The following is a 16,618-nucleotide window of genomic DNA, read 5'->3' as shown; positions in this document are numbered from 1 at the left end:
CCGGATCGGCCGGCGCGGCGGCATCATGCTAGAAGCCGAAGACATGGATGAGAGCACGCTCAAGGCAGCGCTTCTCCCCGAGCGGGAGAACCTCATCGAGACCTTGATCGTCGAGATCCTCGAGGTGGCCCCCTTTTACCGCGAGTTTCCACGAAGCGCGCAGGTGGCCATGGCGTCCCGCCTCATCGACCTTTATCTCGACGCGCTCGACGAGGTGAATCCCGAGGCGCTGCGCACCTTCGGGATCGAGATCTTCTCGCGCAGGCAGGAGCAAGGCGCGTCGCTCCTGGAAGTCCTCCACGGTATCTCCATCGGCCGCCGCGCCGTGTCCCGCGGCGCCCTGCGCACGATGGCCACGGCCGAGCTCGCAGGGGAGGTCATCGAGCGCGCCGAAAAGGTCGCAGACGAGCTCGTGCGCACCGCTGTCGCCGTCTACGAGAAGCGCCGCGACACCGAGCGCCGCGCCTTCGAGGCCCTCGAAGAGCGCTTCCAGGACCTCTACCAGCGCACCCCGGCCTGCATGCATTCGCTCGATCACGAGGGGCGCCTCACGACCGTGAGTGATGCGTGGCTCGACTTCCTCGGCTACACCCGCGACGAGGTCCTCGGCCGCCGCTCGATCGAGTTCGTCACCGAGGAGTCGCGCAAGCTCGCCCTCGCCGAGCACTTCCCGCGGCTCCGGCGCGAGGGGCACGTCGACGACGCCGACGTCCAGTTCGTCAAGAAGAACGGCGAGGTCGTCGACGTCCGCCTGTCGAGCGTCGTCGTGCGCGACGATCGCGGCGAGATCCAGCAGATCCTGGCGGTCTTCCAGGACGTCACGGCCGAGGTCCGGGTCGCGCGGGCCTTGCGTGAGAGCGAGGAGCGCTGGCGCGGGCTCACCGAGCTCGCCCCGCTCCCGCTCGCCGTGCACAGGGCCGGCGTGTTCCTCTGGGTCAACGAGGCCTTGTCGCGGCTGCTCGGCGTGCCGCGCGAGGAGCTCGTCGGGATGAACGTCATGCGGATCGTACACCCCGAGGATCACGAGCTCCTCCTCGCGCGCCTGCGCCAGAGCCGGGACGGCCGCATCGCGCTCCCGCCGATCGAGGAGCGGTACCTCCACGCGGACGGCAGCATCATCTACGCGGACGTCGCCGCGCGGCCCGTGATCTTCGAGGGCCAGGAGGCCACGCAGATCGCGGTCGTCGACGTCACGGCGCGCAAGCACGCGGAGGAAGTGCAGCGGCAGAACGAGGCCCAGGCGCGCCTCATCGAGGCCCAGGAGGCGACCCTCCGCGCGCTCTCCACGCCCCTCATCCCCATCGGCGAGGGCATCCTCGTCGCGCCGCTCATCGGCCGCATCACGGGCGACCGCGCCGCGGGCATTCTGGAGACCATCGCCGCGGGTGTGGTCGCCCAGGGCGCGCGTGTCGCCATCGTGGACGTCACGGGCGTCCCCGAGGCCGACACGTCGGTCGTCGAGGCGCTCGTCCGGGTCGCGCAGGCCATCCGGCTCCTCGGCGCGGACGTCGTCATCACGGGCGTCCAGCCCTCGATCGCCCGCACGCTCGTCGAGCTCGGCGCCGATCTCGGCAGCCTGACCACGCGCGCTACCCTCCGGGATGGTATCACCCATGCGCTCCGGGCTCGCCCGCGGAGACGCGCATGAACACGACCGATCTCTTCCTCTCGCTCACCCCGCACAAGGTCCTCGAAGCCGTCGAGGACGCGGGGTTTCCCGTCAATCCCCTCTGCTACCCGCTGAACTCGTTCGAGAACCGCGTCTACGAGGTCGAGCTCGAAGATCGCACCCGGCTCGTCGCCAAGTTCTACCGCCCGGGCCGCTGGAGCCCGGAGCAGATCCTCGAAGAGCACCTCTTCCTCGCCGATCTCGCCGAGGCCGAGGTCCCGGTTTGTCTCCCTCGAACGCTCCGCGGCGGCGGCACCCTCGGCACGATCGACGGCATCTCGTATTGCCTCTTCCCGCGCATGGGCGGCAGGGCCCCGGACGAGCCTGACGCCGACCTCCTCGAGCGCCTCGGCATGCTCGCCGCGCGCATCCACAACGTCGGCGCCGCGCGGCCCGCCGCGCACCGCGTCCGCCTCGACCCGGACGTGTTCGTCCGGCAAAACGTCACGTTCCTCCGCGACAAGGGCACCATCCCCGCGCGCCTCCTGCCGCGTTACGAGCGCGCCGCGCGCGTGATTGCGGACTTCGTGGACGAGGGACTCGAAGGCACGCCCGTCCACCGCATTCATGGGGACCTGCACCTCGGGAACCTGCTCTTGCGGGACGGCGTGCTCTCGGTCGTCGATTTCGACGACATGGTCGTGGGCCCGGCCGTGCAGGATCTCTGGCTGCTCCTGCCCGGCGAGGGCGTCGAGGCGCGCATCGCGCTGGAGAGTTTTCTCGAAGGGTACGAGACCCTCCGCGCCTTCGACCGAAAAAGCCTCCGCCTCGCGACGCCGCTCCGTGGCCTGCGCCGCGTCCATTATGCGGCCTGGATCGCCCGCCGCTTCCACGATCCCATCTTCCCGCGCACGTTCCCCCATTTCGGCACCGAGGCGTACTGGGAGGAGGAGACGCGGGATCTCGAGCAGATCGTCCGGATGATCACCGAAGAGCGCGGGGGCTTCCAGGCATGACCGCATTCGTCGTCTTCGATTTCGAGGCGATCCTCGACAGGGACAACCCTCTCCCCGAGGGCGCGGATCCGGATCGTGTCCCGGCCGTGCCGCACCTCGCCATCGTCTCGGGCGCGCTCCTCGCGCTCGTCGTGGAGAGCGGCCACGTCCGCGTGCAGCCTCCGCGTTTGCTCGGCGGCCCCGCGGGCGGCGACGAGGCGGCCATCCTGCGTGATTTCGTGGGCATGGTGGGCGAGCGCCGCCCCGTGCTCGTCTCGTGGAATGGCCGCGGCTTTGATCTGCCGCTCGTCCTTGCGCGTTCGGTGCGCCACGGCATCGTGGCTCCGTGGCTCTGGGATCGTGATTTCGAGGATCGTTATCGCGGGAACAAGCACGTCGATCTGCAAGACGCCGTGAGCTTGCGCGGCGCCGGCCGCGCGGCGCGGATGGCCTCGTTTGCATGCCTCTGCGGCTGGCCGGGCAAGCTCGGCGTCGACGGCTCCGACGTCGAGGGCCTCTGGGCGAAGGGCCCCGAGGGCCGCGAAGCCGTGCGCCGCTACAACCTCGCCGACGTCGCCTCCGAGGCCGCGATTCTTTTGCGCCTCCTCGTGTGTCGTGGAGAGCTCACGCTCGATGAATATCGCGACGCGGCCCGCGCGCTGCTCGCGCACGTCGACACAGACGAGCGCCTCGCCGTTTTACGTCCCGCGATCGATCGAAATATCTTCTTGCTTGCCGATGCCGAGCGCGTGGAGGGCGAGGCGCAGGGCGAGGTCTCGGGCACGGAAGGCGAGCCGACGGCTCACGCCTTCCGATAATGCTCCACGCTCTTGTAGCGCGTCGCATACGCGCCGAACGCCAGCGCGAAGACGAACGCGAAGCCCGCGAAGAAGAACATCTGGAACGCGGTCGTCGATAGGCCCGTCCGCGCCGTGATCGCGCTCGTGAGCCCCTCGTTTTTCATGCCCGCATTCACGATCAGCACCCAGAGCCCGCCCACGGTCACCGAGAGCGACCAGAAGCTCATCAGCGTGCCCTTCATCTTCGCCGGCGCCTGGCTATAGGCGAATTCGAGTCCCGTCGTGGAGACCAGGACCTCGCCGAACGTGAGGAGCGTGTAGGGCAGGAGCTGCCAGAGGATCGACACCTGCTCGCCTGCGTCGATCCACCGCTGGATCACGCCGATCACGATCCACGACACGCCCGCGATCGCGATGCCCGCCGTCATGCGCCGGAGCGGCGTCGGGTCGAGGCCGATCTTCCGGAGCAGCGGATACGACACGGCATTGTTGAACGGAATGAGCAGCATCACGAGCAGCGGATTGATCGCCTGCATCTGCGAGGCCGTCTCCAGGATGCTCCACCCGGGCAGCACCATGGCCTTGCCCTGGATGATCCACGTCGACGCTTTCTGATCGAAGAGCGACCAGAACGGCGTCACGAGGGCGAACACCACGAGCACCTTCAGCACCGATCGCACGCCCTCCACGTCCTCGTCCGGGTGCACGCCGCGCGCCGCATCGAGCGAGAGCATCACGCCCAGGCCCGCGAACACGAGGAAAATCACGATCGCGAGGCAAAAGGACGCGACGAACCCGAGCTTGGGGATCAAAAAGAGAGACCCGACGAACCCGAGCACGCCGAGGCCCGCGAGCGCAAACTCCGCCCCGCGGCCTTTTTTGAGCGCCGTCAGGGCGATGTTGCCGAAGGAATGGGGATCGGCGGGGGAGGGGGGGACCACCACGTACTCCTTCCGCCCCATCCAGAAGATCAGCGTCGCGACGAACATCAAGATGCCCGGGATCCCGAACGCGATGCTCGGCCCCCAGTGCTTGAGCGCCCGCGGCATGAGCTGCGAGGCGAAAAACGAGCCGAAATTGATCACCCAGTAGAACGCCTCGAACACCACGCGCGCCAGGTGCTTGTTCGTCTGGTCGAACTGGTCGCCGACGAACGACGACACGCACGGCTTGATGCCGCCCGAGCCGAGCGCGATCAAAAAGAGGCCCGCGTAAAACCCGGTCTTGTTCGCCTCGAAAAGGGCGAGGCAGCCGTGCCCCACGCAATAGAGGAGCGACAGCCAGAAAATGGTGCGGTACTTGCCGAGGAAACGATCCGAGATCCACCCGCCGAGCAGCGGGAAGAAATAGACGCCCATCACGAAGACGTGGAAGACCTCCTTCGCGGCCCCGGCCCGCTCCTTCTCCACGAGGTCGAGCAGGAGATACCCGATCAGGAAATCCGTGAGGATGTTCCGCATCCCGTAGAAGCTGAAGCGCTCGCACGCCTCGTTTCCGATGATGGATGGGATCGACTTCGGGTACCTGGCGGCTGCCTGGGGCGTGGCTACGGCCTTGGGGATCGCGGGCCCTTCCGAGGCTTCGGTCGTCATCGCGTCTGGGGCTCATCCTTCCGGGGATCGCCCTCCGAGACAAGCACATTCGATTGCAGCGCGCGGTAGCGCTCCCAGAACTCCTCGTTCGGCTCGACGCCCCGTTCGTCGCGGCTGAGCTCCGGCAGGATGCGGTCCAGGAAATACATGTCGAGCTCGCCCTTGCCCTTCACGGACACCGCCCCGCGCGCCGAAAGCTCGAAAAACCCCTTCACCCGATCGTACGTCGTGCGCGACACGTTGATGCGCCAAAGCTCCCCCGACGACTCCATCCGGCTCGCCGTGTTCACCGTGTCGCCCCACACGTCGTAGGCGAATTTCTTCGAGCCGACCATGCCGGCCATGAGCGGCCCCGAGTGCACGCCGATACGCACGCCCTGGAAGTGCGCCTCGTGCGCCTCCACGTCGCGCCGGATCCGGAGCGCGAAGAGGCATGCATCCACCGCGTGCGTCCGCGTCGGCGAAGGCAGCCCCGCCGCCGCCATGTACGCGTCGCCGATGGTCTTGAGCTTCTCCACGCCCGAGCGATCCGCGATCGCGTCGAAGCGGCAGAAATAGGCGTCGAGCATGGCCACGAGCGCCTCGGGCGGCATGATCGCGGCCTTCGCCGTGAAGCCCACGAAATCGGCGAAGATGATGGTCGCCTCCTCGTGGAAGACCGGCTTGACCGAGCCCTCGCGCGTGAGCTCGGAGGCGATCGGCGCGGGCAGGATGTTGCAGAGCAGCGAGTCGATCTTCCCCTTGTCCCGCGCGATCTCCTCGGACTGACGCTGGATCGTGCTCCCCTTGGCCCAGCCTTGCCGCCGGAGCCGATCGCTCAGGTGCACGAACACGCCGGAGACGAGCGTCGCGGCGCTGAGGTCCTGCAGCGCGTAGCTGCGCTCGGGCCCTTCGAAGTCCATGCCCGCGAGCAGACCCGTCACCCAGAAGACGAGGAGCGCCCCGCCGAGCAAGCCCCACGCGTACCGCCGCCGCACGGGCGCGAGCGGCACGAGCATGAGCACGAACATGAACCCGCCGAGATAGGGGCTCTTGCCGCTCGTCAGCCCCGTGATGAGCCCGGTCGCGCCCTCGAGGCACACGCAGAGCGCGAAGAGCGCGCGGGCCGCGTGTCGCTGTGCCGAGGGGAAAAGCGAGAAGGCGATCGTCAACGCGCCCGCGAAGGTGAGGCTCAAGCGCAGGAGGAAAAGCGACGGCAGCTCGGGGTGGAGCGCCGCGTCGAGGCGCAGGTAGGGCAGCCACGCCAGGGCGCAGATGAGCCCCGAGATGCGCAGGATCTTCCACGACTGGAAGGCGAGCTCCGCGTCGAACGTCTCCGGATAGCCGCCGCCCTGCCGCTCCCCCGCGCCGAAGAGCCACATGAGGGCTTTCTCCGCGCCCGCCATGACTCGACCCTATCAAGCAGAGGGCCGGCTCCGCAACCATCGCCTCCTCGACGTGTCCGTCTCCGCCACGGCGCGTCGTGCGGGGTTGACACGCACCGCCTCTCCGTCTTTTTTGGGAGCCCATGTCGCGAACCTCGCTCGCCGTCCTCCTCGCTGCCGTCGTCGTCTCCGCCGGGTGCGGCGCGGGCACGCCGGTGTATCCGCCTCGCCCGCCGGCCACGCCCGGCGAACCCATCTCCGATCCCGTCCCCTCGCGTGTCGTCGTGCACGCGACCATCACCGGCGCCGCGCTCCAGCGCGAGCTCGAAACCGCCGTCCCGCGCACGGGTGACGGCACGTTCCCGATGCTCGGCACCGAGCGCAAGTACACCTGGACCCGCGGGGGCATCACGGTCCGCTTCAACCAGGGCCGCATCGCGCTCGACCTGCACGTCGACGCGAACGCGGACATGCCCATCGGCAGCCTCGACGTCCCGCTCGAGTTCTCGATCCTCGCCGAGCCCGTGGTCACGAGCGAGTACAAGGCGAAGCTGCAATCGCTCGAGGTCAACGTGAAGAGCGATGACCGCGTGATCAAGGCTGCGGACGCGGCCGCGGACATCCTCGGCAAGGTCAAGTCGGCGGTGAAGGAGAAGCTCGAAGCGTTCGAGTACGACCTCTATCCGACGCTCGCCGAGGCCCACGGCCGCCTCGGGCGCCCCATCGAGCTGCCGCTCGGCGACGCGAACGGCTGCGCCGCGCTCCAGGTCGTCTCCGTCGAGGCGGGGCCGACGGTCCTCGCGGGCGGCTTCGAAAAAGACCTCGCGCTCGTCGTCGCGCCTTCGGTCACGATCCCCTGCGCTCCGCCGAACCCCGACGCCAAGCTCCCGCCGCTCGCGAACGTGGCCACGCTCCAGCCGGGCCCGTTCACGGTGACGGTGCCCGTCGTCGCGAAGTACGACGAGCTCGCGAAGGCGATGGGCCTCGTCTTCACCGACGGCAAGTTCTTCTTCTCGAAGGAGCACCCGAAGATCTACATGGAGAAGCCCGAGATCTACGCCGCGAAGGATCAGCTCGTGCTCAAGCTCCACATCGCGGGGCACGTCGACAACCCCGTCAGCCTGGACCTCGACGGCGACCTCTTCATGACCGGCCACCCGACGGTCGTGGACAACGAGCTGCGCATCCCCGACCTCGAGCCGACGATCGAGACGAAGAGCTTTCTCTTCGCGCTCAAGGCCTCGATGGATGCCGACAAGATCCGCGATCAGGCGCGCGACGCGCTCCGGCTCGACATCGGCGAGCGGCTCAAGTCGGTGCGGGACAAGCTCTCGAACGACATCTCGTTCGCGAGCGGCCAGGGCTGCATGAAGGCCCAGGTGCACAAGATCGAGGTCAGCAGCGTGCACGTGCACGGCACGTACATGCGCGTCTACGTGACCACGAACGCGAGCGCGTCGGTGTACATGCCCTGTCCGTGACCCCACCTTCCGTGATAGGTAGGTGCATGCGCGCCTTCCTCGCGGCGGCCCTTTTCCTCGCTGGGTTTTCGCTCTCCTGCGCGTCGGCGGACGACGGCTCCCTTCGCCCCGAGCCGCGCGCAGAGACGCCGAGGGCCCGTTCGTCGCTGCCCCCGGAGTTCGCGCAGCTCGGCGCGCGTTGCCCGGTGGATTACCAGCGGCATGCCGAGGGCGCGTCCATCTGGTGCGGCAAGGATGGCCGCATCGGCGTCGTGACCGTGCCGGAACGGACGACCTTACCGGAAGGCGCGCAGAGGCTCGTGGGCTCGGAGGGCAGCGTGCTCGTGCTCATCGAGCGCGAGCGCGTGTGGGTGCAGTATACGTGCGTCGGTTGCCGGCACTTCACCGATATGACGAGCGTCGTGCTCTTCGCGTACGCGACGGACGACCAGCTCATGCAGCTCCAGGAGGACGCGGAGCTCGCGGACAAGTCGCCGCTGCGCGACGCGGAGTCGTGGCTCGCGGCGGTCATGGCGTGGCAGCCGAGGAAATGACCGTCAGGGCTCTCCGAGGCCCTTCCGCCATCCATGCACGTGCACGGAGATGAGCCTCGCCGTTGCCGGACCGACCGGCCGTGGTAGGTAGGCGCATGCGCTCCTTCCTTGCTGCGGCCCTCTTCCTCGCTGGTTTCTCTCTCTCCTGTGCGTCGGCGGACGACGGCTCCATTCGCCCGGAGCCGCCCGCCGAGACGTCGAACGCCCTTGCGCCTCTGCCTTCGGAGTTCGCGCAGCTCGGAACGCCTTGCCCGCCGCCGGACCAGAAGACGGACTTCGCGGGCCCTTACGCCGGATGCGGCAAGGATGGCCACGTCGGCATCGTGACCATGCCTCGACGGATGGCCTTGCCGGAAGGCGCGCAGAAGCTCGAAGGCTCGGTAGGCAAGGTGCAGGTGCTCGTCGAGTCCGAGCGCGTGTGGGTGCAGGGGACGTGTGTCTGGTGCCGGCAGTACACCGAGCAGACGAGCGTCGTGCACCTCGCGTACGCGACGGACGAGCAACTCGTGCAGGTCCAGATCCAGGCGGAGCTCGAGAACAAGTCGCCCCTGCGCGACGCGGAGGCGTGGCGCGGGGCGATCGCGGCGTGGAAGCCGAGGAAGTGACCGTCAGGGCTTTCCGAGCCCCTTCAGCCAGCCATCGACGTGAACGGAGATGTCCGCGCCCGTCTCAGCCTCGATCGTGTCGATCATGTCCTGCATGCGGGCCGCGCGGTTCTTGTAGGTCCCGTAAAACTTCTCGAGCGCCGCGTCGAGCTTGTCGCGCCCGACCTGGGCCTCCACGGCCCGGTAGAAGAACGCGCCTTTCATGTAGGTGACGTTCGACCACAAGGGGTGCGTGATGAGGTCGATCGTATTGCACGTGTCCAGCATGAGGACCGTGTCCTGGTCCTGGATCACCGCGTCGAGCTCGGCCTGGTAATCGCTCCAGACCTTCTCGCCGACGGCCTGTCCCCCGACGGCTTCGAGGGCGCGGGCGGCGAGATACGAGACCGTGCCCTCGGAGAGCACGAAATCCTCCCAGCACGCGATACGCACGCCATTGCCGAACCAGCCGTGCGCCGCCTCGTGCGCGTGCGTGACCGGATCGTTCATCGCCTCGCGCGCGATGTGCCAGTACGGGTGGTGCTCCATGCCGCCGTACGCGCCCGGCCCCCATTCCGCCGACACCGACGCGACCTCGCCGCCGAACGAATATGCGCCGTACGTCTTTTCGAGCCAATCGAAGACGGCCGCCAGATCCTTCGTCCCTTCGGCCGCGGCCGCCTCCTCGCCGGGCAAATGGTAGACGCCCACCTTCGTACCCGCCGTCGTCGTGCCGAGCGCGACGTGCGTGTATTCGCCGAGCGCGAAGGCCGGCATGTACGTGGGCGCGTCGGCCGGGATCGCGGCGGGGAAGACGGCCTCTTTGCCCATCGGCACGCCCGAGAGCGCGATCTCGAAGGTCACGCCCTCCGAGGGCACGGATTTGCACGGAAAGAGGTTCCCGCAGAAGCGCGGCCACAGGAACGTGAGGCCCTCGGCGAGATATCCGTCGAAGGCTTTTTGCGTGGTGTATGTGTACTTGATCTGGAGCGTCGTGTTCTCCGCGCTCTCTTTCACGCCGATGTCGAGCCGTCCATCCTGCACTGCATATTCGAGTGGTCCGCTCGTGTCTTCGACGCTCTGAACGACGAGCCCGGCCACCTCGAATGAGGCGCCCGGCTTGTCCGCGGGCGCGAGCTCGATCGTGGCTTCGCCGGTCATCGCCGTGACGTCGAGGGCGAGCCCCGTCGAAAGGATGTCGCGGTCGAGGTTTTCCGTGGGCGCGACGGGGACGGGACCCGGCTCCGGCCCTTTGCCGCTGCCGTCTCCGCAGCCGGCGAGGACGAGGAGGGGAATCGAGGTACAAGCGAGCGTGAGGAAGTGCTTCATCCGGTCAGGGTACGAGCCGGGCGGCGCAGAGGTCAATGGCAGTGACCCGGGCATTGCGGCGGTGGGCATTGGCTCCTCGAATCTGCGCGGCGGACCGAGCCGCGGGGGGCCGATGCTCCTCCGACCTGCCCGCCCGAGCCGTGCCGTCCCCCTCGGCGCCTCCTCGGACCTGCTCGAACCCCCGGGACGACCCCCCTTCGAGCAGGTCGGACCTGCCCGGAGCAAGCGAGCCCACCCCCTGCGCGCAGGTCGGGGAAGCTCGTCCGGGCCGGGGAAAGGGTACACCCGCAACGCGGAGACGCTCGGCGTGGGCGCGGGGCGGCGCGGGTGAGGTGTTCGGATCGGGTCGGCGGAGGCGGCGGGAGGCGGCGCGGACGGGTCGGAAAAGCTCGCCGGGAGCGGAGGGCGGGGCAGGGGAGCAGGTTCGAGGCGTTACGGGGTGGAGGCCGTCGGCTCGGTGGTGGAGGGCGGCGGAGGAATCTCGGACGAGGCCTTGCCCTTTTGCCCTTCGGCGGCGCTTTTTTCGAGGAGGTCGAGATAACCGAAGATACGCGCGTCGAGGTCCTTGGGCAGGCTCGGATCCTCCTGGAGCTCCAGGGCGAGGTTTTTACGGGTACGATTCAAGAGGCCGATGACCTCCCCGCGGAGGCGGGCCGCGTCTTTGCGGGTCTTCGATTCGAGGTCGGCGCGGGCGCTGAGGAGGGAATCGATGGCGATGCCGGCATCGAGGAAGCTCTCGACCCAATCGCTCAGGGTGCCGCCGGCGACGGGGAACAGGGCGAGCTCCGATTGCAGGTCCGCGAACGCCGGCTTTCGGTCCATGGCCGCCTTGGCCTCGGCCGGATAACTGGCCCCGAGGTCTTCGAGGGTAGGAATGAAAGCGGCGCGGATCTTCCGAGCGGCCGCGCGAATGTGCTCGGGGATGTCAGGGTGGCGGTCGTAAGCTTCGAGGATGTGCCAGACGGCATACCCGAGGGCATCATGGCGGGCATCAGCAGCGCCGAGGTCGTCGACGAGGGGGCGGCCCGCAGCAATGGAGGGAAGCTTGGCGAGGGCGTCACGCCTGGCGGTGAGGAGCTTGATGCTGGCCGCGCCGGAGGCGAAGCAGAGGAGAGCATCTTTGCGATTCGTGAGGAGATCGTTCAATCCGACGAATAGGGCGACAAGAGAGATGTGACGCATGGGGTGGGAGCTTACGGGGGTGGGAGGGGCGGGGGCAAGGGGGATCGTTCTGCGGCCCGTCATTCGTCGTCGACGACGCGGATGGGAAGCCACTGGAAGCCGGTCACGCCCGCGTCGCGGAAGATACGCCAGACCTTGGGGGTGACGATGAAGTACGGTTGCCACAAGACGGCCGTCTTCAGGTCGCCGTTCCAGCGGACGTAGCCGAAGCGCTCCCACATGCGGTTGACGTCCTGGGCCCCTTCGAGGTCCTTTGCGCGGTAGGCGAAACGCACGGGGCTCGTCGAGTCGATCTTGCCGCGCCTGCAGGTCTTGCATGCGCTGTCGAAGTCGATCCCGGTCGAACGCGGCGACATCGGGGGCAAGGTGTGCGACGCCCATAGCTGCTTCCAGATCAGCTCGATCGGCGCCTCGTTCGGCTGGTACGCGTACACGCTCCGGAGGGAGAGCCCCGAGAGGTTGGCTCGCGCGAGCGCCTCGGCGAGCGGCTGGTCGACAATGAGCTCGCTGTAGCTGGATACGGCGCGAAATTGACCGAGTCCGATCATGCTCGGACCTGCGCCGTCGAGCATGTACGCTCCGGTCTGCCGCATCCCGGCGCCGCACGCCGGGCAGGCGTTCGAGAGATCGTACTCCGTGTAGAAGCGGGGACCTCCGACGACGTGGTTCTCCCCAAGCGCCTCTACGACGATCAAGGGCGCGGCCTCGTACTCCTCGTCCGTGTATTCGTCCCAGCGATCCTCCGACCATTTGACCTTGTACGCAAGGAGGAGCTTTTGCAGGAGGGCAAGGCGAGGGTCCTCGACGTCGAGCGTGACATAGACGAAAACCGAAAGTGTCCCATTCCATTCGATGTCACTCACGCGGGCCACATCGGGCCCGCAGCCCGCCGACGAAAGGACGGCTTGCTCTCGTCCAGGGACGTCCGTGCCGTGGAAAAAAATCCGTGCTTTGGTTCTCATCAGGGCACCTGGGTTATTTACGAACGCCCGTTCATTCCGTGAAGTAGTGAGCGATCGCCTTCAGCCATCCCGGATGTTTCGCGTAGACATCCTTGTACTTGTTCCAGAGCTGTCTGACCATGAAGGCGTCGACCCTCCCGGTCGCCGCAGCCAGCTCGGTCGTGAACCGCTGGTGCACCTCCTTCGAGAGGATCACGGCCGGCCCATCCAAGGGGTCGAGACCGATGCCGTTCATCTTCGCCGCCTCGTAGATGTGGTGAGCTTGCCACGCCCCGCCCTGCTTCGACGTGAAGTGCCGCATCACCCGGAACGGCCCGATCACCTCCGCCTTGGCGAGAGCCTCCGTCAGCTCCTCGCCAAACTCCTCCGCCAGGTACTTCGCCGCATCCTCCGACAGTTCGCTCACGTCCTTGATGACAACCTTCTCGCCGCGTGCCAAGGCCTCCGACGTCGCCTTCATGAACTTGTTGCCGAGCGCCATCGCGACCGGCGAGAACATCACGGCCGCGGCCGCGGCCTGGAGCCTCGGGTCGTTCGGCCCATCGGCATTCATCCCACCGACGATCCCGTATTCCTTGCCGTCGGGCCGATGCAGGTCCTCGTTCATTTGCAGGTTGAAGATCGCCCCCGCGATCACCACCTGCTCCAGGATGGCCCCGGCGCGCGTCTTCTTTTTCCTCTCGCCGTCCCCCTTGCATCCCTCCTTCGTCTGCTCGCACGAAGTCACGCTGGATACCGGCGCTCCGGGTCGAAACACACGCTCGGGCAGCGCGCCGCCCCGATCCACCAGCGCGCATTGCTCGTCCAGGCATTTCGGCGGGTGCACCTCGTCGCGCTTCGGCAAAGTCGACGCTGACGGCAAGAGCGGCTCACGCGACAGCACGCCCTCGGGCGGAGGCGGCGCGGACCGCGGCTTTTCCGGCGGGTGCTCCGGCATCTTCTTCACGCCCGGCGGCACGACCTCCACTTGTTCGTCCTTGATTTCCTTGGGCGGAGGCTTCGACGGCTCCGAGGCCTTGTTCTCCTCGGCTGGGGCCTTGGGCGCATCCTTCGGCGGAGCCGGCTTCGGGCGCGGCGGTGGTGCGGGGCAGGTCAGCTTGTTGTGCGGGATCGGCAAGCGTCTCGCGCTCTCGGGCGGCGCATACGGGTCGAACACGTAGACCGTGAGCCCCTGGCTCTTTGCCGTGAACTGTGCGCGGCTCGTGGTCCATACGGCCTTTGCCCCCGGCGAATAGGCCCATTCGTTCACGTTCGGCGCGACGTCCGGCGGCTTGACGCAGACACGGACCACCTCCGCGCGGGCGAGCGTCGGCACACACAGGAAGAGAAGGACCAGTGGCGAGCACGAGGCGAGGATACGATCGCGCATGCGACCTCCCGCGCCGAGGATATCGTTACTCGAGCCCTGGGGTGGTTGCCGGCCGCACGAGGCGCGTGGTAGGGCGTGTCCTCATGGTCCGCTCTCTCGTCGCCGCCGTCCTGCTCACGGCTGGTTGCCATTCCGCGAGCCAAACGAACCAGCCATCGTCGTTGCCGGCCGCGGCGCCGACCTCCGCGGCTCGCTCCGACGTACTCCGTGAGATTGTCGTGGAGCAGGGCACCATCACGGCCGAGACCGGCGCCGTTGTGCATTACGAGATCGGCACGTTGTACGTGCCCGAGAACAGGCGAAACGCTGGCAGCCGCCGAATAGGCGTCGGTTTTGCCCGCATCAAGGCGCCTCGTCCCACCGGCGCGCCGCCCGTGTTCTGGCTGCCGGGGGGTCCCGGTCTGAGTGTGCTTGGCGCATTCACCGATGACGACGCCGCTTCCAAGAGCCGGCTCAGGTCCTGGCTGACCTTCGGCGCCGTGGGGGACCTCGTCGTGATCGAACAGCGTGGTTATACGCGCCGCGGCGAAATGCTCGAAGCGGTCAGCCAAGCTTTGCCCTTGGATCAGCCCGGTTCGGTCCGCGTGGAGGCCGAGGCCATGCGTGCGCTCGCCAGGGCGGCCATTGCGGCGAACCCCGACAAGGACCTCTCCGGCTACGACATCGGTGAGCTCGCCGCGGACGTGGACGACCTTCGCCGGGCGCTGGGGTACGACAAGATCAGCCTGTTCGGAGGGAGCTTCGGCTCCCAGTGGAGCTTTTCGGTGATGCGACTCCATCCCGAGATCGTCGCGCGCGCGGTGCTGTCCGGCGTGGAGCCGTTGAACAACGGCTATGACATGCCCTCGCACGTATTCGCGGCGCTGCAACGTATCGCGCAGGACGCCGATCGTGATCCAGGGCTTGCGCCTTATCGGCCCGCGGGTGGCCTGATGGAAGCCGTGCGCGCCCTGCATCGGCGATTCGCGGCGAATCCGGTGCGCGTGGAGGTCCCCGACGAGGCCGGACGAAAGCGCACGGTCGTTCTGGGGGCGGAGGACCTTCAGCTCGCCCTGCTTTCGCATACGCAGGAGGGCGAGCAATGGCCGGCGTTCATCTTGTCACTTTACCACGGGCACTACGAGGCTTGGGCACGCGAGGTCATCGAGGAGCGCCAAGCGACCAAGACGAAGCTGATCGGGCCCTTGATCGACAGTAGCCTGGGCGTCACCGCCGCGCGTGAGCGCCAGTTGCGGACCGATCCGGCCGTCGAGATGCTGGGCACGTGGAACTTCGAGTCGAACATCGCTTCCGCGCCCGACTGGCCGACCCGCGACATGGGCGATGTGCTGCGAGAGCCGGCCCCGTGCCCGATCCCGGTCGTGTTCGTGCACGGCGATTGGGATACCTCGACGCCGATCGAGAATACCCTGGACCTCCTGCCCTACTTTCCGAATGGGCATGCGATCCGCGTCCATCGCGCCGGCCACGACGGCACGTTTTATCAGCTTCGCGGAGAACCGGCTGTGAAGCAGGCGGTTTATGAATTCCTCAAAACGGGCAAGAAGGAGGAGCTCCCCGCCGAAGTGACGTTGCCGCTCCCCAGGTTCGAGGTGCCGCCGTTTGCGCCCCCCGCGCGCGACGTGAACGAGGGGGCGAGGCGCAACTAGAATGCCTGATCATTTTCCGACGTCGAGGACGAGCCCGGCGGTCAGCGCTTGCTCGGTTTGGGGGCCTTGATCGGCAGGTATCCCAGCACCGCCGGCTCGAGCACGTCCCAGTGCGCCGCGTACGAGGCTCCGATCTTCGCGGCGTAGTCATAGACCTTGTCGCCGACGACGTAGGCGCTCGGCACAGCCAGCGCAACACCTGCCTTTTGGTGCTCGTTGCCCACGTCGAGAGTGGTGCGCCCTCGCGTCCAGCGGAAATGGGCGTCCGACACCGACCGGTACCTCGCCGAGGCTCGCACCTGGAAGGCGAGCCCGTCGCGCGTGTAGGTGAGATCGAGCTCGCCCCCGCTCGACTTCACCTTGTAAGCGGTATTCGGCTCCGAAAAACCATGCGACCGCAACGTGGCGCCGATGTCCCGCTCGATCGCGGCCACGAACGGCGCGAAGATTTCGGCGACGGCCCGCAGCTTGCGCTCCGGGGATACGGGCTCCGGAAACACGTTGAAGCTCGTGACGACGCACGCCACCTCGCCGTCGGCGTCGATGCCGAAGTAGGTCGCATACGTGCCGTCGCCGTCTCCGGAGCGGAAGAGCAGCACGTTTTCGCTCGTGCTCCCCTGGGGCCGATGATCCACCCACTGGCCCCCATTCGCGCGGAGCTCGGGGCTCACGACGTCGTAATAACTCCCATACGAGGGCCCTTCCGCGTTCTGGCGGGCGGCGTCCGCGTCCCGGAGGTGACGCAGGGCCGCCTCGTCGGCGAAGCAGCCGAGCCCCGCGCCGACGGGATAACCGAAAAACTGCCCCTCACCCAGGGTCGCCGCATCCTGCCCGGCGATCGTGGCCATCTCGAAATGATCGATCGCCGTCTTCCGCACGCGGATTTCGGCGAATCCGATCACCGAGCCCTCTTTCGCGACGAAGAGATGAACGGGGTATGTCCCCGGCGCGAGCAGGCGCTCGAACGGAGGGCGCTCGGGCTGCATCATCGGATCGCAGGCGACGAGGCGCCCCGTGGTGATCACGATTTCGCCGGCGCGAAGGACGTCCTTCACGCCGGCGGCCTTCTTGCCGGCGACGTGGGCGTTTCGGATCGGAAGGAACGAGCGGGGCAGCGCGTGGCGGGGTTCGGTCATGGCGCGGGCACCCTACCGGATCGCGGCGGCGCC

14 protein-coding genes are annotated in these 16,618 nt (G+C 67.6%); 7 read left to right on the top strand and 7 right to left on the bottom strand.

Annotated elements, in window-relative coordinates:
• The first annotated feature begins 43 nt into the window (after positions 1–43).
• The 3 genes from QHF84_RS02735 to QHF84_RS02725 are packed head-to-tail and all read left to right on the top strand — an operon-like array spanning position 44 to position 3,422.
• Positions 44–1,648, top strand: a complete 1,605-nt coding sequence (locus QHF84_RS02735) for a PAS domain S-box protein (RefSeq protein WP_281311568.1) — start codon at positions 44–46, stop codon at positions 1,646–1,648.
• On the top strand, positions 1,645–2,625 hold the full coding sequence (locus tag QHF84_RS02730; protein WP_281311567.1) for a serine/threonine protein kinase: 981 nt from the start codon (positions 1,645–1,647) through the stop codon (positions 2,623–2,625). The genes QHF84_RS02735 and QHF84_RS02730 overlap by 4 nt, the downstream gene beginning before the upstream one ends.
• Positions 2,622–3,422 carry a hypothetical protein gene (locus QHF84_RS02725; protein WP_281311566.1) on the top strand — a complete coding sequence of 267 codons (801 nt, stop codon included), beginning with the start codon at positions 2,622–2,624 and terminating at the stop codon, positions 3,420–3,422. The genes QHF84_RS02730 and QHF84_RS02725 overlap by 4 nt, the downstream gene beginning before the upstream one ends.
• Here QHF84_RS02725 and QHF84_RS02720 read toward each other — a convergent pair.
• Positions 3,407–4,996, bottom strand: coding sequence for an oligopeptide:H+ symporter (locus tag QHF84_RS02720; protein WP_281311565.1), 1,590 nt, complete (start codon positions 4,994–4,996; stop codon positions 3,407–3,409). The genes QHF84_RS02725 and QHF84_RS02720 overlap by 16 nt on opposite strands.
• Positions 4,993–6,381: an adenylate/guanylate cyclase domain-containing protein gene (locus QHF84_RS02715; protein ID WP_281311564.1), complete on the bottom strand. Its 1,389-nt coding sequence runs from the start codon at positions 6,379–6,381 to the stop codon at positions 4,993–4,995. The genes QHF84_RS02720 and QHF84_RS02715 overlap by 4 nt, the downstream gene beginning before the upstream one ends.
• A 122-nt stretch (positions 6,382–6,503) precedes the next feature.
• Here QHF84_RS02715 and QHF84_RS02710 point away from each other — a divergent pair, with 122 nt between their 5' ends.
• The 3 genes from QHF84_RS02710 to QHF84_RS02700 all read left to right on the top strand — a co-directional run bounded on the left by QHF84_RS02710 (position 6,504) and on the right by QHF84_RS02700 (position 8,979).
• The gene (locus QHF84_RS02710; protein ID WP_281311563.1) at positions 6,504–7,841 is read left to right on the top strand and encodes a DUF4403 family protein; all 1,338 of its coding nucleotides are present in this window, start codon (positions 6,504–6,506) and stop codon (positions 7,839–7,841) included.
• Positions 7,842–7,867: 26 nt separating this feature from the next.
• Positions 7,868–8,374 (top strand): hypothetical protein, encoded by a 507-nt coding sequence (locus QHF84_RS02705; protein WP_281311562.1) that lies wholly within the window; start codon positions 7,868–7,870, stop codon positions 8,372–8,374.
• Positions 8,375–8,469: 95 nt separating this feature from the next.
• Positions 8,470–8,979 (top strand): hypothetical protein, encoded by a 510-nt coding sequence (locus tag QHF84_RS02700; protein ID WP_281311561.1) that lies wholly within the window; start codon positions 8,470–8,472, stop codon positions 8,977–8,979.
• Positions 8,980–8,982: 3 nt separating this feature from the next.
• Here the strand turns inward: QHF84_RS02700 and QHF84_RS02695 are convergent, their stop codons facing one another.
• From QHF84_RS02695 to QHF84_RS02680, 4 genes are all read right to left on the bottom strand, one after another.
• On the bottom strand, positions 8,983–10,287 hold the full coding sequence (locus QHF84_RS02695) for a M1 family aminopeptidase (protein ID WP_281311560.1): 1,305 nt from the start codon (positions 10,285–10,287) through the stop codon (positions 8,983–8,985).
• A gap of 432 nt (positions 10,288–10,719) precedes the next feature.
• On the bottom strand, positions 10,720–11,469 hold the full coding sequence (locus tag QHF84_RS02690; protein ID WP_281311559.1) for a hypothetical protein: 750 nt from the start codon (positions 11,467–11,469) through the stop codon (positions 10,720–10,722).
• Positions 11,470–11,528: 59 nt separating this feature from the next.
• Positions 11,529–12,332: a hypothetical protein gene (locus QHF84_RS02685; protein WP_281311558.1), complete on the bottom strand. Its 804-nt coding sequence runs from the start codon at positions 12,330–12,332 to the stop codon at positions 11,529–11,531.
• Between the two features lie 130 nt (positions 12,333–12,462).
• Positions 12,463–13,800, bottom strand: a complete 1,338-nt coding sequence (locus QHF84_RS02680; protein ID WP_281311557.1) for a hypothetical protein — start codon at positions 13,798–13,800, stop codon at positions 12,463–12,465.
• 218 nt (positions 13,801–14,018) lie between these two features.
• Here QHF84_RS02680 and QHF84_RS02675 point away from each other — a divergent pair, with 218 nt between their 5' ends.
• Entirely contained in the window at positions 14,019–15,449 is a 1,431-nt protein-coding gene (locus tag QHF84_RS02675; protein WP_281311556.1) for an alpha/beta fold hydrolase, read from the top strand.
• Positions 15,450–15,490: 41 nt separating this feature from the next.
• On the opposite strand, the gene QHF84_RS02670 is transcribed toward QHF84_RS02675, so the two are convergent.
• Positions 15,491–16,585 (bottom strand): DUF4241 domain-containing protein, encoded by a 1,095-nt coding sequence (locus QHF84_RS02670; RefSeq protein WP_281311555.1) that lies wholly within the window; start codon positions 16,583–16,585, stop codon positions 15,491–15,493.
• Positions 16,586–16,618 lie beyond the last annotated feature (33 nt).

This window comes from Polyangium sp. y55x31, assembly GCF_029946505.1.
Lineage (GTDB): Bacteria > Myxococcota_A > Polyangia > Polyangiales > Polyangiaceae > Polyangium.
This window is presented reverse-complemented; position numbering and strand designations above follow the sequence as displayed.